22 protein-coding genes are annotated in these 20,471 nt (G+C 61.5%); 12 read left to right on the top strand and 10 right to left on the bottom strand.

The genetic code is table 11. The annotated features are described in order from the left end of the window. The first annotated feature begins 26 nt into the window (after window positions 1-26). Window positions 27-881, top strand: coding sequence for a thermonuclease family protein (locus VE009_RS00755; protein ID WP_414694754.1), 855 nt, complete (start codon window positions 27-29; stop codon window positions 879-881). Between the two features lie 64 nt (window positions 882-945). On the opposite strand, the gene VE009_RS00750 is transcribed toward VE009_RS00755, so the two are convergent. Both VE009_RS00750 and VE009_RS00745 read right to left on the bottom strand, forming a co-directional pair. After that, a complete protein-coding gene (locus VE009_RS00750; RefSeq protein ID WP_325005470.1) occupies window positions 946-1,047 on the bottom strand; it encodes a YjcZ family sporulation protein in 102 nt (33 codons plus the stop codon). 93 nt (window positions 1,048-1,140) lie between these two features. After that, window positions 1,141-1,584, bottom strand: a complete 444-nt coding sequence (locus VE009_RS00745) for an Lrp/AsnC family transcriptional regulator (RefSeq protein ID WP_325005469.1) — start codon at window positions 1,582-1,584, stop codon at window positions 1,141-1,143. Between the two features lie 146 nt (window positions 1,585-1,730). On the opposite strand from VE009_RS00745, the gene VE009_RS00740 reads away from it, so the two are divergent. Together VE009_RS00740 and VE009_RS00735 are read left to right on the top strand one after the other, a co-directional pair. Next, window positions 1,731-2,777: a tRNA-dihydrouridine synthase gene (locus VE009_RS00740; RefSeq protein ID WP_325005468.1), complete on the top strand. Its 1,047-nt coding sequence runs from the start codon at window positions 1,731-1,733 to the stop codon at window positions 2,775-2,777. A gap of 77 nt (window positions 2,778-2,854) precedes the next feature. Continuing rightward, window positions 2,855-3,676, top strand: coding sequence for an alpha/beta hydrolase (locus VE009_RS00735; protein WP_325005467.1), 822 nt, complete (start codon window positions 2,855-2,857; stop codon window positions 3,674-3,676). Window positions 3,677-3,716: 40 nt separating this feature from the next. On the opposite strand, the gene VE009_RS00730 is transcribed toward VE009_RS00735, so the two are convergent. Together VE009_RS00730 and VE009_RS00725 are read right to left on the bottom strand one after the other, a co-directional pair. After that, window positions 3,717-4,262: a hypothetical protein gene (locus tag VE009_RS00730; RefSeq protein WP_325005466.1), complete on the bottom strand. Its 546-nt coding sequence runs from the start codon at window positions 4,260-4,262 to the stop codon at window positions 3,717-3,719. Window positions 4,263-4,403: 141 nt separating this feature from the next. Then, a complete protein-coding gene (locus VE009_RS00725) occupies window positions 4,404-8,780 on the bottom strand; it encodes an endo-1,4-beta-xylanase (protein ID WP_325005465.1) in 4,377 nt (1,458 codons plus the stop codon). Between the two features lie 298 nt (window positions 8,781-9,078). Between VE009_RS00725 and VE009_RS00720 the strand changes: the two genes are divergently transcribed. The 6 genes from VE009_RS00720 to VE009_RS00695 all read left to right on the top strand — a co-directional run bounded on the left by VE009_RS00720 (window position 9,079) and on the right by VE009_RS00695 (window position 13,652). Then, window positions 9,079-9,231, top strand: coding sequence for a hypothetical protein (locus tag VE009_RS00720; protein WP_325005464.1), 153 nt, complete (start codon window positions 9,079-9,081; stop codon window positions 9,229-9,231). Window positions 9,232-9,327: 96 nt separating this feature from the next. Then, complete coding sequence (locus tag VE009_RS00715; protein WP_325005463.1) at window positions 9,328-10,968, top strand: GAF domain-containing sensor histidine kinase; 1,641 nt, start codon at window positions 9,328-9,330, stop codon at window positions 10,966-10,968. A gap of 1 nt (window position 10,969) precedes the next feature. Continuing rightward, entirely contained in the window at window positions 10,970-11,653 is a 684-nt protein-coding gene (locus VE009_RS00710; protein WP_325005462.1) for a response regulator transcription factor, read from the top strand. Window positions 11,654-11,787: 134 nt separating this feature from the next. After that, window positions 11,788-12,330, top strand: a complete 543-nt coding sequence (locus VE009_RS00705; protein ID WP_325005461.1) for an NADPH-dependent FMN reductase — start codon at window positions 11,788-11,790, stop codon at window positions 12,328-12,330. After that, on the top strand, window positions 12,324-12,815 hold the full coding sequence (locus tag VE009_RS00700) for a VOC family protein (protein ID WP_325005460.1): 492 nt from the start codon (window positions 12,324-12,326) through the stop codon (window positions 12,813-12,815). The genes VE009_RS00705 and VE009_RS00700 overlap by 7 nt, the downstream gene beginning before the upstream one ends. A gap of 99 nt (window positions 12,816-12,914) precedes the next feature. Then, on the top strand, window positions 12,915-13,652 hold the full coding sequence (locus VE009_RS00695; protein ID WP_325005459.1) for a hypothetical protein: 738 nt from the start codon (window positions 12,915-12,917) through the stop codon (window positions 13,650-13,652). A gap of 4 nt (window positions 13,653-13,656) precedes the next feature. Here the strand turns inward: VE009_RS00695 and VE009_RS00690 are convergent, their stop codons facing one another. The 3 genes from VE009_RS00690 to VE009_RS00680 are packed head-to-tail and all read right to left on the bottom strand — an operon-like array spanning window position 13,657 to window position 17,542. Further along, window positions 13,657-14,775 carry a GerAB/ArcD/ProY family transporter gene (locus VE009_RS00690; protein WP_325005458.1) on the bottom strand — a complete coding sequence of 373 codons (1,119 nt, stop codon included), beginning with the start codon at window positions 14,773-14,775 and terminating at the stop codon, window positions 13,657-13,659. Continuing rightward, window positions 14,772-15,989 carry a Ger(x)C family spore germination protein gene (locus VE009_RS00685; protein WP_325005457.1) on the bottom strand — a complete coding sequence of 406 codons (1,218 nt, stop codon included), beginning with the start codon at window positions 15,987-15,989 and terminating at the stop codon, window positions 14,772-14,774. The genes VE009_RS00690 and VE009_RS00685 overlap by 4 nt, the downstream gene beginning before the upstream one ends. A gap of 11 nt (window positions 15,990-16,000) precedes the next feature. Then, the gene (locus VE009_RS00680; protein WP_325005456.1) at window positions 16,001-17,542 is read right to left on the bottom strand and encodes a spore germination protein; all 1,542 of its coding nucleotides are present in this window, start codon (window positions 17,540-17,542) and stop codon (window positions 16,001-16,003) included. A 449-nt stretch (window positions 17,543-17,991) separates the two neighbouring features. Here VE009_RS00680 and VE009_RS00675 point away from each other — a divergent pair, with 449 nt between their 5' ends. Continuing rightward, window positions 17,992-18,597: a hypothetical protein gene (locus VE009_RS00675; protein ID WP_325005455.1), complete on the top strand. Its 606-nt coding sequence runs from the start codon at window positions 17,992-17,994 to the stop codon at window positions 18,595-18,597. Between the two features lie 115 nt (window positions 18,598-18,712). Next, window positions 18,713-18,913, top strand: coding sequence for a DUF6199 family natural product biosynthesis protein (locus VE009_RS00670; RefSeq protein WP_325005454.1), 201 nt, complete (start codon window positions 18,713-18,715; stop codon window positions 18,911-18,913). 18 nt (window positions 18,914-18,931) lie between these two features. Here VE009_RS00670 and VE009_RS00665 read toward each other — a convergent pair whose 3' ends face one another. The 3 genes from VE009_RS00665 to VE009_RS00655 form a co-directional block, all read right to left on the bottom strand. Continuing rightward, on the bottom strand, window positions 18,932-19,075 hold the full coding sequence (locus VE009_RS00665; RefSeq protein WP_325005453.1) for a hypothetical protein: 144 nt from the start codon (window positions 19,073-19,075) through the stop codon (window positions 18,932-18,934). A 116-nt stretch (window positions 19,076-19,191) separates the two neighbouring features. Beyond that, a complete protein-coding gene (locus VE009_RS00660; protein ID WP_414694753.1) occupies window positions 19,192-19,515 on the bottom strand; it encodes an ArsR/SmtB family transcription factor in 324 nt (107 codons plus the stop codon). Then, window positions 19,515-19,931, bottom strand: a complete 417-nt coding sequence (locus VE009_RS00655) for an SRPBCC domain-containing protein (RefSeq protein ID WP_325005452.1) — start codon at window positions 19,929-19,931, stop codon at window positions 19,515-19,517. Before VE009_RS00655 ends, VE009_RS00660 begins: the two co-directional genes overlap by 1 nt. Before the next feature lie 165 nt (window positions 19,932-20,096). Between VE009_RS00655 and VE009_RS00650 the strand changes: the two genes are divergently transcribed. After that, a complete protein-coding gene (locus VE009_RS00650; RefSeq protein WP_325005451.1) occupies window positions 20,097-20,222 on the top strand; it encodes a hypothetical protein in 126 nt (41 codons plus the stop codon). The last annotated feature ends 249 nt before the right edge of the window (window positions 20,223-20,471 follow it).

Here is a 20,471-nt window from a genome sequence, read left to right as displayed (position 1 = left end):
CGTACAAAGTAAGGGTGGACCTCAAGATGACATATACAAGCGGAAAACGGACGTTCCTCCGATGCGGAGCGAGGGCGGCACGGCGCGCGGCGCTTGCGGGATGGATCGCGGCGGCGCTGGCGATGTCGGGCTGCGGCGCGCAGGTCGAAACGGCGGCGGGACGGGACTGCTATCCGGTGACGCGGGTCGTCGACGGCGATACGTTCAAAATCGACGCAGGCGGCGGACGCGGCGACACGGTGCGGATGATCGGCATCGATACGCCGGAGACGGTCAAGCCGAATACGCCCGTCGAGCCGTTCGGGAAGGAAGCGAGCGCCTATGCGAAAAAGCTGCTGGAAGGCCGCGCCGCTTGCCTCGAGCCGGACGTCGAGGAGCGGGATAAATACGGGAGGCTGCTGGCGTACGTCTACCTTGAGGACGGCACGTTCGTCAACGAAGCGCTGCTCGCGCAAGGGTACGCGACGGTGCTGACGATCCCGCCGAACGTCAAGTTCGCGGACCGGTTCGTCCGCGTGCAGCGGGAAGCCCGCGAGGCGGGCCGTGGGCTGTGGGGCGGGGCGCAGGAGGAAGGCGGGGGCGCGGGAGCGCCGGCGGACGTGGAAGAGCCGATGGACGCAGAAGTGCCGGCGGACGCGGAAGAGCCGATGGACGCGGAAGCGCCGGCCGAGGCGCCGCAAGCCGACGGGGCGCAGCCGCCCGCCTCCGGCGCACGGCCCGAAGGCGGTGCGCCCGACGCCGCGCTGGCGCCGGATCGAGACTGCGGCGATTTCGCGACGCAGCGGGAAGCGCAGGCGTTCTACGAAGCGGCCGGCGGGCCGGAGCGCGATCCGCACCGGCTCGACGGGGACGGCGACGGCATCGCTTGCGAGGGATTGTGATCGCGTCCGTCGTGAACGGCTTGTCCGCTTGAAAAAGGACGGGGGACGAATCCCCCTCGCACGCTTAGTAACCGATGCTGCGAGCGATGATCACGAGCAGGATGAACAGAACGAGGATCGCTCCCGTGGACGTGAAGCCGACCGGTCCGCAGTTGACTGCTGCCATGTGCGTATCACCTCTTTCCTTGGAACGTACTGTTAGATTATGAGCGGCGAGGCGAAGGCGAAACGGACACTGACCCAAATCGGCTTTGACGTCTTACATCGATTCCGGGATGTCCGGCAAAATCGCCTTCTGCTCGAAACGGGCGGAGAGGACGATCAGCGTCGTCGAATGGCCGAACGCGCCGAGCGAGTTCGTAAACCGCTCCAGCGAGCCCATCGAAGCGGTAACGATCTTCAGCAGAAAATTGTGCTGTCCGCTGATACGGTACAGGTCTACCACTTCGGGCGATTGCTCGCAAAATGCATCGAAATCAGCGCAGCTGTTCGTCTGCATCAGGATGAAAGCCATGATCGGTTTGCCGAGCTTCTCCGGGGACAACACGGCGCGATACCCGCTGATCACGCCGCGGTCCTCCAGCTTGCGAACGCGCTCCGTCACAGCCGGTTGAGTCATGCCGATGACGCGCCCCAATTCCGACATCGTGATGCGGGAATTCGCCTGCAGCAATGCTAAAATGCGGGAGTCGACGGAATCCATATTTCATCACCTTCGTTTTTAAAGTCAAACACTTAAATTAACTATAACTTATAACCAATGGACTTCAAATACATTGATCATCATATATCATCGGCGGGCGATTCCTTCTATACTTCTTAGAAAAGGTTTGGAAGGGAGAGGTCGTCATGATCCAATTATCGACGCCGTTCGAATGGAAGGGTCTCCGGTTGAAAAACCGAATTGTCATGCCGCCGATGTGCCAAGTCGCCGTCGAAGCGGAGGACGGCACGCCGAACGAGTGGCATTACATCCATTACGTGTCGCGCGCGGTGGGGGGAGCCGGTTTCATCATTATGGAAATGACGGACGTAACGCCCGACGGGCGCGTGCTGCCGCAAGATTTGGGGCTGTGGAGCGACGAGCAAATCCCGGCGTATGCCCGCATCGTCGCGGAGGCGAGACGGCACGGCGCCGCGATGGGCATTCAGCTGGCGCATGCCGGGCGGAAGGGGGAGCTCCCCGGCGTCGTTCCAGTTGCGCCGTCGGCCATTCCGTACAGCGCCGACTACCGCGTGCCGCGGGCGCTGGAGACCGGGGAGATCCGGGAACTCGTCGGACGGTTCCGGGACGCCGCTCGCCGCGCCGTCGCCGCCGGCTTCGACGCGATCGAGCTGCACGGAGCGCACGGCTATTTGATTCACCAATTCCATTCCCCGGCCATGAACCGGAGGGAAGACGAATACGGTCGCGATCTGGCGCGGTTCGGCGTCGAGATCGTCGAAGCGGTCAAGAGCGTCATGCCCGAATCGATGCCGCTGCTCATGCGGCTGTCCGCCGTCGAATACCAAGACGGCGGATACGGGCTCGAGCATTTGATCGGCATCGCGAAGCGGTATCGGGACGCGGGCGTGGACGGCTTCCACATCTCGAGCGGGGGCGACGGTCCGATCGGCGAGCGGAAGCCGGGCCGCCACGCCGGCTACCAGCTTCCTTACGCGAGGGCGGTCAAAGCGGAGCTCGGCGTCCCCGTTATCGCGGTCGGCAACCTCGACGAGCCCGAGGTCGCCGAAGCGGCGCTGGCGAACGGCGACGCCGACCTCGTCGCCGTCGGACGGGGCATGCTGCGCGATCCGTATTGGGCGCTGCGCGCGATCGAGCGGCTCGAAGGCAAGGTCGCCCCGCCGGCACCGTACGCCTCCGCGTTTCCGCGTGTGCGAGCCGCGAAATCGTAAACGGTTTCGTTTACGAGAAAACCCTTACTCTGGTAAAATGCAGAAGAATGATAGCGGTTTTCAGGAGGCAGTCGAATATGGGAGAAGCGAAGAAAGAGACGTTGCTGCTATGGCCGGAGGGGGCGCCGCTGGCCGCCGGAACGACGGATGAAGACATGCCCGCCATCACGCCTTATTTGGTAGAAGGTCGGGGGAATGCGGCGGTCGTCGTCGCCCCGGGAGGCGGGTACGCGAGACGCGCCAACCACGAAGGCGAGCCGATCGCCGAATGGTTGAACGGCCTCGGCATCTCGGCGTTCGTGCTGCGGTATCGCGTGCAGCCGTACAAGCATCCGGCGCCGCTGCTCGACGCGCAGCGGGCGATTCGCACCGTGCGGCATCGCGCGGAAGAGTTCGGCATCGATGCGAATCGGGTCGGCATGCTCGGGTTTTCCGCGGGAGGTCATTTGACGTCGACGGCGGGGACGCATTATGACCTCGGACAGCCGGAGGCGAGCGATCCGATCGACAGGCAGTCTTGCCGCCCGGACGCGCTGGTGCTTTGCTATCCGGTCATTACGCTGAAGAATCCGTACGCGCATGGCGGGTCGAGAAACTTATTGATCGGAGAAGACGCGGAGCCGGAGCTGCTGCAGTCGCTCTGCAACGACGAGCAGGTGACCGCGGATACGCCGCGGACGTTCCTGTGGCATACGGCCGACGACGGCGCGGTGCCGGTCGAGAACAGCCTGCAGTTCGCCGCGGCGCTCAGCAAGCACAAGGTGCCGTTCGAGTTGCACGTGTACGAGACGGGACGGCACGGCCTCGGCCTCGCGGCGGACCATCCGTACGCCCGGGGGTGGACGTCCGCCTGCGCCGAGTGGCTGCGCAACATCGGCTTCGCGCCCGCCGCGGAGTAACGCACGAACGCATGAAGGCCGGGGCGCTGCGCCCCGGCCTTCATGCGTTCTCCTCGAGCGCGTCCAGCGCCACGAGCATGCGCGCGAGCATCCCCTCGACGTCGCCGATCGCGTCCTCGTCTCGCTTGCCGAGGAACAGCACCGCGATCTCGTAGGCGCTGCCCGCGGGGGCGGCAGCATCCGGCGGCGGCGCGGACGGGTCGACCTCGATGCGCACCCGATGGCAAATTTCCGCCTCCTCCGCGCCCCACAGCCGCCCTAACGACGCATGCAGCTTCTCTACATCGCGGATGCGCGAGCCCGGCAGCGTGAAGCGCAGCTCGAGCCGGATGCCCGGCGGCTCGGCTCCGGAGAGGCGCAGCTCGTAGCGCTCCCCCGCGAAATCGGCGAGCCCGGCGTCGAGCCGCACCTCCGCGCGGCAGCTGCCGCCCGGCCGCCTCGCCGCGATCCGGAACGAGCGGGAGAGCGACGCCAGATCGACGAGATCCTCCCGTCCGATCACTTCGGCGCCGCCTTCGCGATCGATATCGTACACCGCGCCTTCCAGCACGACCTTCCAATTGTCGAAGATGGTCGGATCGAACATGTCGGCATGCGACTCCCTTCGTGTGGTTCTTAGTAGTATACCTGAGAACGCGGCGTTTCCTCCAGCGACGTTCAACGCAGCGAAGCCCCGAACCGGACCTGCTTGCAGGTTCGGCTTGGGGCTCGCCGGGGAGAAAGATGTTTAATTCGCTTCAGGTCTGGCGTTCAACGGAACGCGCACGTACGCTGCCGCCGTCGTCTTGTTGCCGGCGAGGTCCGTCGCTTCATACACGATCGTATAAACACGGCCATCCCCGGTGCCGGAGCGTTCGGCGCGGAGGCGGATCGCGTCGTCGGCCTCTCCGATGTCGGCGTCCTGAATGTCGTTCGGCGTATCGCCGTCGCCGAGCCCGTCGTCCGGCTCGTTGCTTGCGACGGACAGCAGCTTGACGGAGGCGATGCCGGACGCTTCGTCGAACGCCGTCCAAGTAAGGCGCACCGGAACGAGCTTATGATTCGGCACCGGCAGCACGGCGGGGTTCGCGACGACCGTCAGAGCGGGCGCCGTCTTGTCGATGTTCGCGACGGTTGCGGTCGCCGTGCCCGCGTTGCCGGCCGCGTCGACGAATTCGAAGGTGAAGCTGCCGTTCTCCGTGAACGTGTAGCTTAACGATCCGCCGTTGTTCGTGATCGTCACCGGCTCGCTCGGGACGAGCACGGCGACGACGTCGCCGTTCGTCGGACCTTCCTCGCTGTAGCTGACCGTCGCCGTCGGCGGAACGTCGTCCTTGCCGACGAGCGTAAGGACGCCGAAGACGGAGGTGTCCATATACCCGCTGCCGGTCGTGTCGTTCCACGCGGCGGCGCTTTGGCGGGCGCCGTTGTTCCCGTCGTTGATTTGCACGTCGAACCCAAGCTTCTTGTCGTTGGCCGGTACGACATGCTTCAGCGGAATTTTCACTTCGACCGTGTAATTCGTGCCGGATACGTTGGTCGCGGAGGCGAAACCTTCCGCGGCGCCTGCCGGGTTGAAGGACGTTTCGTTGTCGAAGTTGACGCGATATTGGCCGTCGTCCGCTTGATAGAACGACGATTTCGCGTTATTTTGGTCGAGGAACACTTCGATCGAATCTTGCTCCCACGGATTCGGGCTGCTCTTGTCGAGCTGCGCGTCGCTCACCTGGATCAACACGTACAGATTCTGATCGTCCCAAAGCGCTTTCGCGACGCCGCTCGCGCCTTGCCATGCCATCTGATAACGGTTTACGGACATGGCCTGCGCGTCGTTCCACACCGCGTCCACCGTTCCGTCAACGATCGGCGTCGCGTATCGAGCGGTTGACTGATTCGCCTCCGGCAGCGTCGGCGGATGCTCCTCCATGAATTTGTCCGGATCGATGACACCGTAGTAAGCCGGTTTGGCTTGCAGGTCTTTGTCGAATACGAGCGGGCTCGCGGTCGCTCTCCAGCTCGAGGCGTCGTTCAGCCCCCAGAACGTGACGCGTACAATGTCGTCCGCGTACGTTCGATAAAGGTCAAACAACTGCGCATACAGATAACCCTGCGCGATTCGCTGCTGCTCGGTCTGCACGCCGTTCGTTCCCGCTTGAATGTCCAGCTCGGTGACGCTGATTTCGACGCCGAGAGAGGCGAATTTCTCCAAGGAGAGCTTCACGTTCTCCGGGTTCGTGCTTAAGTTGTAGTGACCCTGCATCCCGATGCCGTCGATCAGCTTCTTGCCGGGGTGCGTCAGCGCATATTTGTCGTTGATCGCCTTCACCATGCTGTAGATCGCTTGCGCCTTGTTTTGGTTATCATCGTTATAGTCGTTGTAATACAGTTTGATATCCCATCCGCGCGCGTCCAGCACTTCTCTTGCTGCGAGGAACGCCTGCTCCACATAGTCCGGACCGATCGACTGGTACCACGCGGATTGGCGCAGCGCCGCTTCCCAATTCGACGGGTTCGGCGGGTTGTCGATGATCGCTTCGTTGACGACGTCCCACGACATCACCTTTTCCCCGTAATGCTCCATCACCGTCTTGATATGGTTTCGCAGATTTTGAAGCGCTTCTTCTCGTCCGAGCGGGGCGCCGTTCGACGTGTTCATCCACGCAGGCGTCTGCTGATGCCACACGAGCACATGACCGTGGACCTTAAAGCCTTCGGCCAACGCTTTCTCCACGATCGCGTCCGCCCCGTCGAACGTGAAGCTGCCTTTCGTCGGCTGCATCGCGTCCGGCTTCATGGCGTTTTCCGCCGTAATGACGTTATGATGCATTTCGAGAAGCTCGAAGCGCACGCCTTCCATGTCCGCCGCCGAGACGGCGTTGCCGATCAGGAAGTCGTCCTCGTACGCGGTTTTGATCGGGAGGAGGTCCTTCTGAATCGCGATCGGTCCCGCGCCGCGCACGAAGCTGATATCGTCGATGTAGAAAGACGCCGTGGCGTTGTTCGAGCTTTCTACGTAAATGGTCAAATACTCGTCGCCTACGTTGTTATAACGGTACTTCCCTTCGTACAGCACCCAGCCGTCGGCGGTAGTGATCGTTTGGCCCAAAATGTTGTTGTAGCTGGCGCTGCTGCCTTGGCCGATTTGCGTGGACAGCTGAATCTGCGAGCTTGCGGGAGAGATCAGCTTCGCCCAAACCGAAATGGTGTACTCGTACCCTTGGTCGACGTATTTCTCCACGCGCAGCGACGGCCCGTGCCAAGATTGCGTCCGGCCCTCCACCTTGAGCGAGTAGGAACCGCCCTCGGTGCGGTTCGCTTCGTTCGTGACGGTCAGCGTTTCGGTGCCGGCTCTTCCTTCGAAGCCGCCCGTCGTTTGATCTTCGAACGTGATCGTGCTGAACGGCAGCGCCGGCGGCCGCGGCGGCTCGTTGGGATCACTCTCCGCTTTCTCGGTAATCCGTACATCTCCGATGTAGAACGGCACCGACGCCCCTTCATTGTTGGACTGCACGCGAATGGCCGCGTCTTTGCTCGTGTCCACCGTGAACTCCTTCGACAGCACGAACGGTTTCCCGGCTTCGAAATTCGCTCCCGCCAGCCATGCGTAGCTGTTCACCGTCTGCAGGTACGCCTGCGCGCCGGCGGGAACCGACGTGCCTTCGTCCACGTAACCCGTGACCGTGACCGTATACGTTTTGCCGTTGACGAGCCCGATGTCGCCGAACCGGAAGTCCGCCGCGTCCCAATTGTTCACGCGGTTGCCGACATACAGAGCGGCACCGTCGGCGTTGCCTTCGAACGGTTTGCCCGCTACCTGCGTGAGGGTTGCGCCGCCCGACGGCACGGCCGCGCCTTGGCCGCCCGCGAACGTCTCGCGATACACTTCCTTTTCCGTAACCGTCGTCTTCTTGGCCGTAATATGGATATCTCCGATGTAAAACGGCACCGACGCCCCTTCATTGTTGGACTGCACGCGAATGGCGGCGTCTTTGCTCGTATCCACCGTGAACTCCTTCGACAGCACGAACGGTTTCCCGGCTTCGAAATTCGCTCCCGCAAGCCATGCGTAGCTGTTCACCGTCTGCAAGTACGCTTGAGCGCCTGCGGGAACCTCAGCGCCTTCGTCCACGTAGCCCGTGACCGTGATCGTGTACGTTCGGCCATGTTCGAGGCCGATGTCGCCAAATCGGAAATCCGCCGCGTCCCAATTGTTCACGCGGTTGCCGACATACAGTGCGGCGCCGTCGGCGTTGCCGTCGAACGGTTTGCCCGCTGCCTGCGTGAGGGTTGCGCCGCCCGACGGCACGGCGGCTCCTTGGCCGCCCGCGAACGATTCGTGATACACGGTCACCGTATCCGTCGAATCCGTCGGCTCCGGTCCGCCGACCATCGCGGCGAACTGGCTCAGCGTGGTATCCTTGCGAATGTAGTGGCGGCCCATCGCGTAGTCGCCTTGGTTCGGATAGCCCACTTTGAACGCGTACCGGAGCCCGTTCGCTTCGGCTGCCGCCTGCGCGTTCGCGTTGAAGGCGCCGTACGGGTACGCCAAGAGGATCGGGTCTTTGCCCGTAATTTCCTTCAAATAAGCGTTGGCCGCGGAAATTTCCTCCTGGGCTTGCGCCGCGGTAATGGCGTTCGTCCATACCGCGCTGCCGTGCGTCTTGCTATGGTTCTGCAAGCTGACGCTCGGCTCCGACGCGAGCGAACGGAGCTGCGCTTCGCTCATGCTGTAGCCGCCGCCGATCCAATCGCTGACGACGAATTGGACCGACTTCATCCCGTATTGTTTTAAGAGAGGAAGCGCGGTCGTGACGTAATCGGGAGTCGCGTCGTCGAAGGTGAGCAGGATCGGCTTATCCGGAGCCGCCTCTTTCCCTTCGAGAATGTTGACGTACTGCTCCGCGGACAGCGTGTCGTACCCGTGATCGCTCAAATATTTCAGCTGGTTTTTGAACTGTTCCAAGCTTGTATGCGTCCACTCGTCCGTTGCATTCGTTACGATCCGGTGATACAGCAGTACGGGGATGTCCGGCGCCGAGGCTTTCGCGGCCGGCGGCACGCCCTGCGGCGTCAGCAGCAGCGCTGCGAGCAGCATGAGTCCGACGTTCTTGAGCCATTTCCTCATGTGGTGCATTCCTCCTTAGTTTCTTCTTGAAATAAGCGCTTACATTATTGCTTAGCGTTACACGCCTCCTTCCGGAATTTAACTATAGCGCGTTTTTTTGAAACCGTTTACCAGACAGATCAAAGAATTTACCGAGCTTTTTTAATATTGTGACCGTGCCCGCGTGCGCTCGCCCTCCGTCTTACCTGCGGTCTTACGACCAATGACGGAGCGGCCGCTCCGCCTTCCTGCCGACGCGTCCCGCCGGTCGAGCGCGTACACTGGAAACCAGAGAGACGAAGCGAAAGGGAGAGGAACGATGCTGGACGTTTATGTGTTCGAGATGCGGCAACGGCAGGAGAACGAACGGCTGCGGGCGGTGACGCGGCTCGGGTGGAGATGGTTCGGGGGCAAGCGGTTTTGCGCGGAGTGCTTGCTTGCGGAACGGGATCGGACGGCTTCGGTCGAGTAGACTGGCGGGAAACCGCCGATTCTTGTACAGTAGGAATAAACTAGCAATCTATCGATCGATACGTTGCGGACGCTAGGCCGGAGAGGGACGGTGCGAATGAAGGAGAATGCGCGGGTGAACGAGGCGGAGCTGCTTCGCGAAATTGCCGAAACGATCAACGGCACCTACGATATGGAACACATGCTCGCCGTCGTGCTCGACAAGCTGCTGGAGCTGACGGGCCTGACGACGGGCTGGGTGTTTTTGATCGATCCGAAGCGAAGGGACGAGCAGCATTGCGCGGCGTCCGCTCAATTGCCTCCGGCGCTGTCGCGGGACGGCGGACGGCCGATGCGGGAGGGCTCGTGCTGGTGCGTGGACCGGTTCCACGACGGGCGGCTGCAGCGGGCCGTGAATATTCTGAACTGCAAGCGGATCGAAGACGCGGTGGAGCTGAAGACGGGGGATACGGCCGGACTGACGCATCATGCGACGATTCCGCTGCGCGCCGGCGACGATTTGTTCGGCATTCTGAACGTCGGCGCTCCGGGCAAAATGGCGTTCACCGAAGACGAGCTCGCGCTGCTGCAATCCGTCGCGCTGCAAATCGGCACGGCGGCGCATCGCATTCGGCTGTACGCGCAGGAGCGGAAGCGGGCGGAGCTGTTCATGCGGCTCGGCGAAGCGGCTCGGGAGCTGCGCGCCTCCAGCGCGCCGGAGCGGGTCGCGGCCGACATCGTGCGGGTCGCGGGCGAGACGCTCGGCTGGCCGCATGCGGCGCTCTGGATGAAGGAGATGACGGGCATCCAGCTGCATGCGACGTACGATCGCGGGCGGCTGCACGTGCCGGTCGGCCGTCCGCCGGTGCCGGCCTGCAACGCCGTCGACGAGCTGCTTCGGACGCTGCAGTCGATTCGCTTCGAGGCGAAGGAAGGGAAGGCGCTGCTCGCGACGGACGGAGATCCGGCCGGCGCCGCCGTGCCGATCTTGCTGCAGGGGCGGCCGATCGGCATTCTCGCGGCGGGCGCGGGGGCGGGCTTCGACGCCGTCGACGCCGAAGCGCTCGAGGCGCTGTCGGCGCATGCGGCGTTGACGTACGAGAATGCGCGCCTGCAGGAGCAAGGCAAGGCGATCGCCCGATGGGAGGAGCGCAACCGCATCGCGCGCGACCTGCACGATTCGGTCTCGCAGATGCTGTTCTCGCTGCAGCTGCACGCGCGGGGGCTCGAGTCCGCTATGCGGGACGCGCCCGACGGCGTACGGCGGGCCGCGGCCGAAATCGGCCGATTGTCGCGGGAGGCGCTGACCGAAATGCGCGGCATGATCCGTCAGCTTCGGCCCGCCGGCCTCGAGGAAGGGCTGTTGACAGGCCTGATTCGGTACGGGGCGTCGATCGGCCTCGCCGTCGCATGCGACGCCGGCGAGCTGCGGCGCATGCCCGAGCGGGTCGAGCTGGCGCTGTGGCGCATCGGGCAGGAAGCGCTCAATAACGTAAGGAAACACGCCGGCGTCGATCGCGCCGCGATCGCACTCTCCTTCGAGCCCGGCGCGGTGTTAATGACGGTGTCCGACCGGGGCGGCGGCATCGCGGCGTCGGAAGGCGGATCGCACGGCGGGTTCGGCTTCGGCATGACGACGATGCGCGAGCGGGCCGAAACCGTCGGCGGCACGGTGACCGTCGTCAGCCGGCCCGGATTCGGCACCGACGTGAACGTGCGGCTGCCGCTGCCGCTGCCCGAAGAAGGAGGGGACGCGTAACATGAACGGAACGAAACAACCGAACGCCATTCGAGTCCTGCTCGCCGACGATCATGCGATCGTGCGGCAAGGGCTCGTTTTCTTCTTGAATATGCAGGACGATCTGCGCATCGTCGGCGAAGCGGCGAACGGCGCGGAAGCGGTCGCGCGGGCGGATGCGCTGCGGCCCGACGTCATCCTGATGGACTTGTTCATGCCGGAGAAGAACGGCATCGAAGCGACGCGGGACATCCGCGCGAAAGACGCGAACGTGAAGATCATCGTCTTGACGTCGTTCTCGGACCAAGACCACGTGCTGTCCGCGATCAAGGCGGGGGCGAACGGCTACATGCTGAAGGACGCGGACCCCGCCGACATCGCGAACGCGATTCGCGGGGCGCACGCGGGGCTCCCGCAGCTGCATCCGGCCGCGGCCGCGCAGCTCATGTCGCACGTCGCCGCGGAATCGAGCGCTCCCGCCTCGCCTTCGGGGGGCGGGTCGTCGCCCGATGCGCTGACCGCGCGGGAGACGGAAATCTTGACCTATATCGCCAAAGGCTACAGCAACAAAGAAATCGCTGCGGCCTGCGATATCGCCGAGAAGACGGTCAAGACGCATGTCAGCAATCTGCTGAGCAAGCTGGGCGTCGCCGATCGGACGCAGGCGGCGCTGTACGCCGTGAAGCACGGCATCGTGGAATCGTAGCCGGTCGCAGGGACGGTCCTACGACCAATGTTGTACGAACGTGTCGGCCTTCTTGCCGATGTGCGGTTCGCTATTCTCCCGTAAGATGAAATCAAGAAGCACGCTACACTTCATCGGAAAAGGAATGATCGAACATGCACATCGCCATGGTATCGGGAAGCAATCGGAAGGACGCGTCAAGCACGAAGATGCTCCGCTATATGAAAAGAAAGCTGCAAGAGCAAGGCTATGCGGTAACGTTGGTCGACATTTACGAAACGCCGCTGCCGATGTACGCGCCGGATGAAGACGGCGTCCATCCGAACGCCGCGCGCATGATCGCCGCCGTCCGGGAGGCGGACGGCCTCGTCTTCGCGACGCCGGAATATCACGGTTCCGTATCCGGCGCCTTGAAGAACGCGCTCGATTATTTGAGCGCGGACGAAGTCCGGGGCAAGCCGGTGCTGTCGGTCAGCTCCGCGGGAGGCGCCGTCGGCGTCAGCTCCTTGACGCAGCTGCAGGCGATCATTCGCGGCTTGCACGGCATCAACAGCCCCGAATGGGTTTCGATCGGCGGCGGTCACCGGTTCGAAGGCGACGCCCCGGCCGACGAAGCGATGCGCAAGCGCGTCGGCCGCGCGCTCGACACGTTCCTCAAGCTGACGGCGGCGTTGAAGGCGGTGACCGCAACATGCTAAGAGGGCTGTACGAAGCGCATCTGCCGGTGTCGAACTTGGATCGGTCCATCGCCTTTTACGAATCGCTCGGTCTCGAGCTGGCGCACCGGGACGGAGACGTCGCGTTTCTTTGGATCGAGAAGCGCGCGAGCTGGCTCGGCTTATGGGAAGTCGGCGAAGCGCACACGACGCGGGGACCGGCGAGCTATCCGCCGAACGGCCGCCATCTGGCGTTCCGCATCGATTTCGCGGATATGGAACAGGCGGTCGATTGGCTGGCCGAGCGCGGCATCGCCTCGGACGGCTTCGGGGGGCTCAGCGGCCGCGAGCCGCTCGCCCGTCCGCATCAAGGGAACGCCTCTGTATACTTTTACGACCCGGACGGCAACCATCTCGAGCTGATGTGCAGCTTGCCGGACGCGGCGCCGAAGGAGCCTGCGCGGCTCGCATACCTTCGCGAGGCGTGGCCGGAAGCGTTCGCGGCGCCGCCGTCCGCAGATCGGTAATCTTGCGCATCTTTCGTTCGGCCCCGTATCTCCCCGCCCCCGGCGGTCAATACTCCGTAACGTACGCGCCAACGTTACGGAAGGGGATAACGGTTTTCTATGGATGTTTGGCTGACGTTCGGATGCGCTTGCGCACTCGCCGTTGTCCATTTTCTTGCGAAATGGGAACGATTGAACAGTTGGATGGAACGAAGCTGGCTGCTGTCGGGGGCCGGCGGCGTCGCCGTCGCTTACGTGTTCGTGCACATCCTGCCCGAGCTGTCGCATCACCAGTCCAAGCTCGAAAAGAGCGACCTGCCTTGGCTGAAGTTTCTAGAAAACGATGCATATTTGGCGTCCATGGCCGGGCTGCTGTTGTACTACGGCATGGAACGCGCGGCCAAAGGCAACCGTTCCGGCAAGGGCGGTTTCGCGCGGTTATCGGGAGCTCGCATCTTCTGGATTCATACCGGCTCGTTCGCCCTCTACAACGCGTTGATCGGTTATTTGCTTGTCCACCGCCTGCAGCAGAAGGACGAATGGAATCTGGCTTTGTTTTCTTTCGCGATGGCGCTTCACTTTTTCGTGAACGATCATGTGCTGCATGAACATCATCGGGACCAATACGACGCCTATGGACGCTGGCTGCTCGCGGTCGCCGTACTGTCCGGCTGGGGACTCGGGCGGCTGCTGGACCTGCCGGAGTTCGTCGTCTCGCTGCTGTTCGCCTTTCTCTCCGGCGCCCTTCTCGTCAATGTGATGAAAGAGGAACTGCCTCATCAAGAGCGAAGCAACGTGGGGGCGTTCTTTCTCGGCGCCGCGCTGTACACTGTCCTGCTTTACATCAGCGACCGATAGCCGGTTAATTTGCGGAACCGACGCTGGAATGGCCGGAGGTTCCTTTCTTTTTGAATACGACGTTCAGCCCCCACATCAAGAACGGCATCGCGAAGGCGATCGGCAGCGCCACCCACGGCCATACTTCATGCATTAACGAATGGGCGCGCATATGGTCGGCGACCGTCCAATATCCGCTCGCGCCCAACGCGAGCCCCGCGGGAATGAGCATTGGGCGGTAATCTTTGAGCCCGAACGTTTTCGAAAGCGAATGGGCGGCGCAGAACAACCCCATCATGATTTGGATCAGCGACGATATGGAGAAGAAGGCGACCATGATCATTTCGTATCGCTGTATGAAGTAGCCCAGATGGGCGCTTCTCGCCAGCTGCATGCAGGCTACGAAATATTGCTGCACGACCGCCGCGGACAATACGCCGCTCTCCAATATCGGCCAAATGACGGTGAATACCCACCCGAACAAAATGCCGGCGCAGCCGGAAGACGCCCATCGATCCGGACGCTTCACGGTCGGCAGGATGATCGCCGCCATCATGGTCGCCACGGCCCAATCGGTATCGCTGTGCCTGCTGGCGAGCACGGTCCGGAGCACCCCTTCCTCAAATAGGGGCATGATGTTGCGGATATCAAGGTCGAATACCGATCCGATCATGATAAGGATGTTCAAGGCGATGATCGCGGCGATGCCCACGTACGCCATGCGGCCCATCACCTCGATGCCGTGATACGCGCCGAACAGTCCGACGATTAACGCGGCGAGAATAAAAATATAGGTAGGCGTATCGGGCAAGAAGTAATCCATGAGATGGTACACGAACGTCACCATGAATCCTCCGTAAGCCCCCAGGAAAAAAACGAAGAACACGATCCCTAACAGTTTTCCGGCCCACGAACCGAGCAGATGCGACGCCTGATCCATGACATCCCGCCGGGGGGCATGGCGGGCGGCAAGCACCGTAACAAACATGATCGCGAGCCCCTGCAGCGTGGCGAAGGACGTGGACAGCCAAATGGCGGAGCCGGCTTCCCCGACCATCATGCTTTGCGTCACGCCGATCGCCTTGGCGTAAATCATATTCACGATCAGCACCATGAACATGCCGTTCGTAATTTGTACTCTCATTCGGTTTCCCTCTTTTCGGATATCGGCGCTTTCACTTTCAATACGGTGCTTCGGATATTCACATCGACCTGCGTCTGGATGTCCAACGTAGGGAACAGATCCGTCCATCGGTGCTTGATGTCGTTCCACTGCGCGGGATACCGGTTGTGCACGACCTCCCCCAGCTTCATCGCGTCTACTTTATATTCCTCCTGCATCGCGCGGTAAAACTCGCGAAACTCGCTCTCGATTTGTTCCTCGAGTTGGTCCTCCAGCATCGGTTTCATTCGCTGCATTGGAATTCTGCAGCCGGTTTCGACGAAGTTGACATCGGCGGACAATCGGACTCGGAAGGAGGGCTTTCCGTTTTCCATCGCCGGGTTGACGGAGAAGCGGTTTCCTACCATTTCGAACGAAGCGAACGCATTGTTATTGCCCGATGATGCCACTGGGCAAGGAAGGGTGTAAATCGCCGAGTCGACTTTTTCGATAAAATACAGCAGCGAGCGGGACGTCGTCGGCGACAAATACCCGATGAACCGGTCTCCTCGAAACACGGCCGTTCCGGAAAGCTCCACCTGATCGATCGCCCCGAGCCGCTCGGGGTGCTTGTTCGGAATGCCGCGGCCTTTCAGCTCGGCCTTGGCGATAACCGGGTGCGTACTTTCGCTGAGGAACGACTCTTGGAGCCGCATCATGTTGGTTCGCGGCGCCTCGGCCACGATGCGGTTGTATCGGAACAGCTTGTCGATCCCTTCTCCGGGAATGACTTCGAGTCCGGTAATCGTGGACACGACTTGGCTGGCCGGGTCCGGCGTCACCAGCACCCACGTGCGCATTCGCAGTTGGTGGTTTCTCGTGAAGAAGTCGATCATGTCCGTGATGCCTTGCTTCGCGTACTCGTCGTTCATCACGATGACGAAGTTGTGCGCCCAATAAATTCTGCGCGTCGAGAAGCGAGCCATATTGCGAATCGCTTCGAAGATGGTCCGGCCTTCGGCCGCGATCGAATGAATCGGCTGACCGATGCCCCCGGACGGAGCCCCGGTCTGCCCGCGCGCGTCCGCGGCGCGGACGATTTGCGCCGTCACCCGCACCTCTCCGGGCTCGTCGCCGAGATCGATGCCTACCGCCGTCACGATGGCGAGGTCGTTGATTTGCGGCGACATGGTGACGCAGCCCGGCAGCAGAAAGAGCAGCAGGAAGCAATACAGCAAACGGTTCGTCCGTGTCATGGCCGTCCCCCTCATTCATCGCCCTGCCCCTCCCGAGGGGGATGAGGATAGCCGGGGCCTTCGCGGCGCGAGTCTTGAGCCATTTCCGGGCGCTTCTTCATGCTCCACCACGGCGGGCGGAACATGACGTCCTTCTGATCTCCCGCTTTGAACGGCGTCATCGGCGCGAAATAGCTTTCCCCGAAGGAACGGATCGATAGCGCATGAATGACGATCATGAAGAATACGGTCGCAAATCCGAGCAAGCCGAACGCCCCCGAGGCGATCAGGAGCGGGAAGCGCAGGACGCGGATCGCGAAGGAAGCGCCGTAATTCGGAATGACGAAGGAAGCAATCCCGGTGACCGCTACGATAATGACCATCGAGGGCGACACGAGGCCCGCCTGCACGGCGGCTTGGCCGATAATCAACGATCCGACGATGCTTACGGCTTGCCCGATCGGCTTCGGCATGCGCAGACCGGCCTCCCGCATGAGTTCGAACGCGATTTCCATAATGAGCGCTTCCAGCAGTACGGGGAACGGCACGACCTCCCGGCCCGAAGCGATGGTAAGGATCAGTTGGGTCGGGATCATTTCCTGATGAAACGTAAGCAGCATGACGTACATCGACGGCAGCACCAAGCTGATGATGAACGCGACGTATCGGACCGACCGGTAAAACGATCCCGCCCAAAACCGGTTATAGTAATCGTCGGACGCCTGCAAAAATTCCCAAAAATACGTGGGCGCCGTCAGCACGAACGGGGTATTGTCCACAAATATAGCCACTCTGCCCTCCAGCAGAGCGGCTGCCACCTTGTCCGGCCGTTCCGTATTTTGAATCGTGCTGAAAGGGGAAAAGGGCGAATCGTTAATCATTTCCTCGATATATCCGCTCTCTAGAACGCCATCGATTTGGATTTTTCGAATTCGCCGTACGACTTCGTCGACGAGACCTTCTTTGACGATGCCTTCGATATATCCAATTTCCACGACGGTGTTCGTTCGGACTCCGACCTCCAAGGAGATCAGCCGGAATGCGGGGTGCTTGATCCGCCGCCGGACGCTTGCCGTGTTGACGCGAATGTTTTCCGTGAAGCCGTCGCGGGGGCCGCGCACGACGCTTTCCGTCGACGGCTCGCCGACGGTGCGTTGACTCCACCCTTTGGTCGGGACGAGCAGCGCTTTGTCGATCCCGTCGAACAGCAGCAGCGAGTCTCCGGAGAGCAATCCGCTAAGAGCGCTTTCCAAATCGAACATTTCGGTAACTTCGTGATGAATAAGCACCTGTTCGCGAATCGCCGGCAGCAGCTCGGCCGAAGGGAGGAAGGAAGCCATCTTCTCCTCGTTCGAGTAAAGCAAGGATTTCAGCACGGCTTGCACGGAGACGGAATCGGCGAGTCCGTCGATGCTTAGACAGCTGCCAAGAATCGTATCCGTTCCGAAACGAATCGCGAAAGAGCGCTTCTGGAGATCGGCGCTGTATCCCAGCATGCGGGACACCGTATCCACATTGGACTTCAGATCTGTCAGGAACGGTAGAGGGCAGGCCGCGTTCGCGTTGGCATTCATGAAGTCTTCACCCGGTTCTACGTAATAAGGATGGTATTTCCAACGGCGGGCGATCTTATCCTTGAATGGAATAACGGAACAGGTCGAGGCGCACCATGACAAATATCGAAGCCGATCGGGGGCAGTCGCATGAACTTTTTCGAGACTTGGATCTATGAGTATGTTTTGAATACGCCGTGGTTTTTGTGGAGCGCGTTTTGGCTCATCTTCGGAATCAATTCCGTGTCGTGGATTATTTTATGGTTTATGTTGAGCGGCAGAAGCATACGGAAATCCAAGACGGCGCAGAAGCTCCTGCGCGGCTCGAACCGAGATACCGCTTAGAGTGTACGTTCGGGCTGCATGCCGCACAAGCCGCTTCGTAGGGGCGCGGCTTTACGCCGCGGGCGCGATCGTCCGCAACCACGGTAACGCCGCCTTCGTCTGAAAGACGAAGAGGTGAGGGGACGATGAATAAACCGGCGCTGTGTCTCGTCGGGTTGGTTATGGCGGCGGGGCTAACGTTCGCGCCGCCGCAGGCGGCGGCATGCTCTTGCGCGGAGCCGCCTCCGCTGGCGGAGGATCGCGAGCGGCAGACCGCCATATTCGCTGGCGAAGTCGTCGAGATCGAAGCGGAAGTCGGCGGGAAGATGCGCTCCAGCGCGGATCCGATGCGGGTTGCGTTCGAGGTGGACGCGTCATGGAAAGGCGTTCGCACGAAGCAGGTCATCGTCCGGACCGCGGTGAGCGGCGCGAGCTGCGGATACGAAGACTTCGAAGTCGGCCGGGAGTATATCGTGTTCGCAACCGGTCCGTTGGAGCGGTTGGAAACCGGGCTGTGCACGAGGACGGCTCCGCTGGAGTCGAGCGCCGCGTTGACGGCGGAACTCGGCCCGGCGCTCGAGATCGTCGAGCCGGCCGGAGCGGGACGAGCGTCCGTCCCGTCGCGGCCGTCGGCGGGGGAGCAGCCCGCGAACGCCGGCGGCTCCCGTTGGGGGATCTTCGCGGCGCTGGCGGGAGGCGCGTTGTTGTCGGCCGCCGTCGCATGGGCAGTCGGGCGGCGAAAGAAGGTTTGAGTCGCCGCGCGTCGCTCCGGTAACGAGCGCCTAATTTTGCCTCGCAAGTCGAACACCCTAACGGATGATCGCTCCCTTTGAGTCGATGGCCGTTCTACTGGAAAGGTGCAATGACATGATATTAATGGGTATATTTTTAATCGTCGCAGGAATGTTGATGCTGTTCAAGGCGCCGCTATTCTGGAGGCTGACCGAGCAGTGGACGTCGAGAGACGGGACGGAGCCTTCCGCGCTGTATCTCTGGAGCACGCGTTTCGGCGGTCTGGCTTGCTCGCTTGTCGGGGCCGCGAATTTATTTGCGGAGTTCGCCCTATAACCCCCGCGCTGTGTGATGTTACGAGCAGCTTCGATGCCCGCACTGCGGGCAGGCGATGCAAACTGCCGCGGCGGCGTCGGCGGGGACGGCCACGGGGTACTCGCAGCATTCGCAAGGGACGTATTTGAACTGAGGTTTGGCCGTGTCGCTTCGGTTCGTCATGATGTGTTCACCTCGATTAGAACGTTTGTTCCCATGAGTTAATAATAGAACAAACGTTCCCCTATTGTCAAGGTTCCACTAAAGAAAAGAGACCGCCCTTCGGCGGCCCGCTTCGGTTATTCATCTTCTTTTTCCACGAGATGGCGCAGCATCGAAATTTTGTTGTCCCAAAACCGGTCGAAATACGCAAGCCAATCCTTCAGCTCCAGAAACGCCTCCGGATGGAGACGGTATCGTTTCTCCCGCCCCGCCTTCACCATTCCGACCAGCTCGGACTCCGATAAAATGCGTAAATGCTTGGACACCGCCGTTCGGCTCATCGGGAAATGGCTGCTGATGACCGTTACCGGCAGTTCGCCGTGAGCGAGAAGCTGCAAAATTCGCCGCCGCGTCGGATCCGCGACCGCTTGAAACACATCGTGTTTGCGCGCCGCCGGCATCAGCCTTCGACCACTTTCCGCAGCCTTTCGTTCACGATCGACTCCCAGCCGCCGCTCATCCGGTCGCGGATGACGGAACGCTTCTCGTTCGCCGGCGCGACGACTTCGTCGGGATCGCCCCAGCCGGAGTGGGTCAGCGTGAATTCCGTCTCTTCGCCTCGTTCTTGAAGCTCGATCGTAACCATCCAGCCGTCTCGATCCCAAGCGAACACGAGACGATGAGGAGGGTCGACCTCCAGCACTTTACAAGGGGAAGGGCCGAACGGCGATTGAATCGTAAACTCATATCCTGGCTCGGGCTTCAAATCATTCGGCATAAACCAAGCGGAAATTCCTTCAGAGGTAGACACCGCGTTCCAAACTTTCTCGATAGGGGCTTTGAAAACGGCGGTTTTACGAATATCTTGCAATGGCATGCGAATGTATCCTTTCAGCGATTTATTATGAAACCTAATGGTTACATAATGGTATAATACGAAACCAAATGGTTCCGTGTCAAGAGGTGCGAATGTTCATGAAAAATAGTCATATCGTTCAGGTTTTGGCCAAACCCGTCATGGAGCGCGCTGTGCTACGCGAACTTGGCGGATCATTTGTACCGCGGCGCGGAGTTGATGGTGAAGCCGGAGCAGGCGCTGCGCAATATCGCGGTGATCGAGACGACAGAGCGTTCCGCCGCGGCGGGCCAGGAGCTGCCGGTGCCGTAAGAGGAGCTGCATAAGTAACAGGGGGTCCGGCAGCGGCGAATAGCCGCAAAACTGCGCCTAATGGGTGCGAGCGGGGTCCGCCTGCGGCGAATAGCCGCAAAACTGCGCCTAATGGGCGCGAGCGGGGACCGCCTGCGGCGAATAGCCGCAAAACTGCGCCAAATGGGCGCGAGCGGGGTCCGCCTGCGGCGAATAGCCGCAAAACTGCGCCTAATGGGCGCGAGCGGGGACCGCCTGCGGCGAATAGCC

The sequence above is a fragment of the Paenibacillus sp. genome (assembly GCF_035645195.1).
Lineage (GTDB): Bacteria > Bacillota > Bacilli > Paenibacillales > YIM-B00363 > Paenibacillus_AE.
The sequence above is the reverse complement of the archived record's forward strand: the minus strand, read 5'-3'. Positions and strand labels throughout refer to the sequence as shown.

Bases quoted from the DNA above. Each gene is read 5' to 3' on its own strand.
- VE009_RS00755 (WP_414694754.1), top strand. From the start codon at position 27: ATGACATATACAAGCGGAAAACGGACGTTCCTCCGATGCGGAGCGAGG.
- VE009_RS00750 (WP_325005470.1), bottom strand. From the start codon at position 1,047: ATGGCAGCAGTCAACTGCGGACCGGTCGGCTTCACGTCCACGGGAGCG.
- VE009_RS00745 (WP_325005469.1), bottom strand. From the start codon at position 1,584: ATGGATTCCGTCGACTCCCGCATTTTAGCATTGCTGCAGGCGAATTCC.
- VE009_RS00740 (WP_325005468.1), top strand. From the start codon at position 1,731: ATGATCCAATTATCGACGCCGTTCGAATGGAAGGGTCTCCGGTTGAAA.
- VE009_RS00735 (WP_325005467.1), top strand. From the start codon at position 2,855: ATGGGAGAAGCGAAGAAAGAGACGTTGCTGCTATGGCCGGAGGGGGCG.
- VE009_RS00730 (WP_325005466.1), bottom strand. From the start codon at position 4,262: ATGTTCGATCCGACCATCTTCGACAATTGGAAGGTCGTGCTGGAAGGC.
- VE009_RS00725 (WP_325005465.1), bottom strand. From the start codon at position 8,780: ATGAGGAAATGGCTCAAGAACGTCGGACTCATGCTGCTCGCAGCGCTG.
- VE009_RS00720 (WP_325005464.1), top strand. From the start codon at position 9,079: ATGCTGGACGTTTATGTGTTCGAGATGCGGCAACGGCAGGAGAACGAA.
- VE009_RS00715 (WP_325005463.1), top strand. From the start codon at position 9,328: ATGAAGGAGAATGCGCGGGTGAACGAGGCGGAGCTGCTTCGCGAAATT.
- VE009_RS00710 (WP_325005462.1), top strand. From the start codon at position 10,970: ATGAACGGAACGAAACAACCGAACGCCATTCGAGTCCTGCTCGCCGAC.
- VE009_RS00705 (WP_325005461.1), top strand. From the start codon at position 11,788: ATGCACATCGCCATGGTATCGGGAAGCAATCGGAAGGACGCGTCAAGC.
- VE009_RS00700 (WP_325005460.1), top strand. From the start codon at position 12,324: ATGCTAAGAGGGCTGTACGAAGCGCATCTGCCGGTGTCGAACTTGGAT.
- VE009_RS00695 (WP_325005459.1), top strand. From the start codon at position 12,915: ATGGATGTTTGGCTGACGTTCGGATGCGCTTGCGCACTCGCCGTTGTC.
- VE009_RS00690 (WP_325005458.1), bottom strand. From the start codon at position 14,775: ATGAGAGTACAAATTACGAACGGCATGTTCATGGTGCTGATCGTGAAT.
- VE009_RS00685 (WP_325005457.1), bottom strand. From the start codon at position 15,989: ATGACACGGACGAACCGTTTGCTGTATTGCTTCCTGCTGCTCTTTCTG.
- VE009_RS00680 (WP_325005456.1), bottom strand. From the start codon at position 17,542: ATGAATGCCAACGCGAACGCGGCCTGCCCTCTACCGTTCCTGACAGAT.
- VE009_RS00675 (WP_325005455.1), top strand. From the start codon at position 17,992: ATGAATAAACCGGCGCTGTGTCTCGTCGGGTTGGTTATGGCGGCGGGG.
- VE009_RS00670 (WP_325005454.1), top strand. From the start codon at position 18,713: ATGATATTAATGGGTATATTTTTAATCGTCGCAGGAATGTTGATGCTG.
- VE009_RS00665 (WP_325005453.1), bottom strand. From the start codon at position 19,075: ATGACGAACCGAAGCGACACGGCCAAACCTCAGTTCAAATACGTCCCT.
- VE009_RS00660 (WP_414694753.1), bottom strand. From the start codon at position 19,515: ATGCCGGCGGCGCGCAAACACGATGTGTTTCAAGCGGTCGCGGATCCG.
- VE009_RS00655 (WP_325005452.1), bottom strand. From the start codon at position 19,931: ATGCCATTGCAAGATATTCGTAAAACCGCCGTTTTCAAAGCCCCTATC.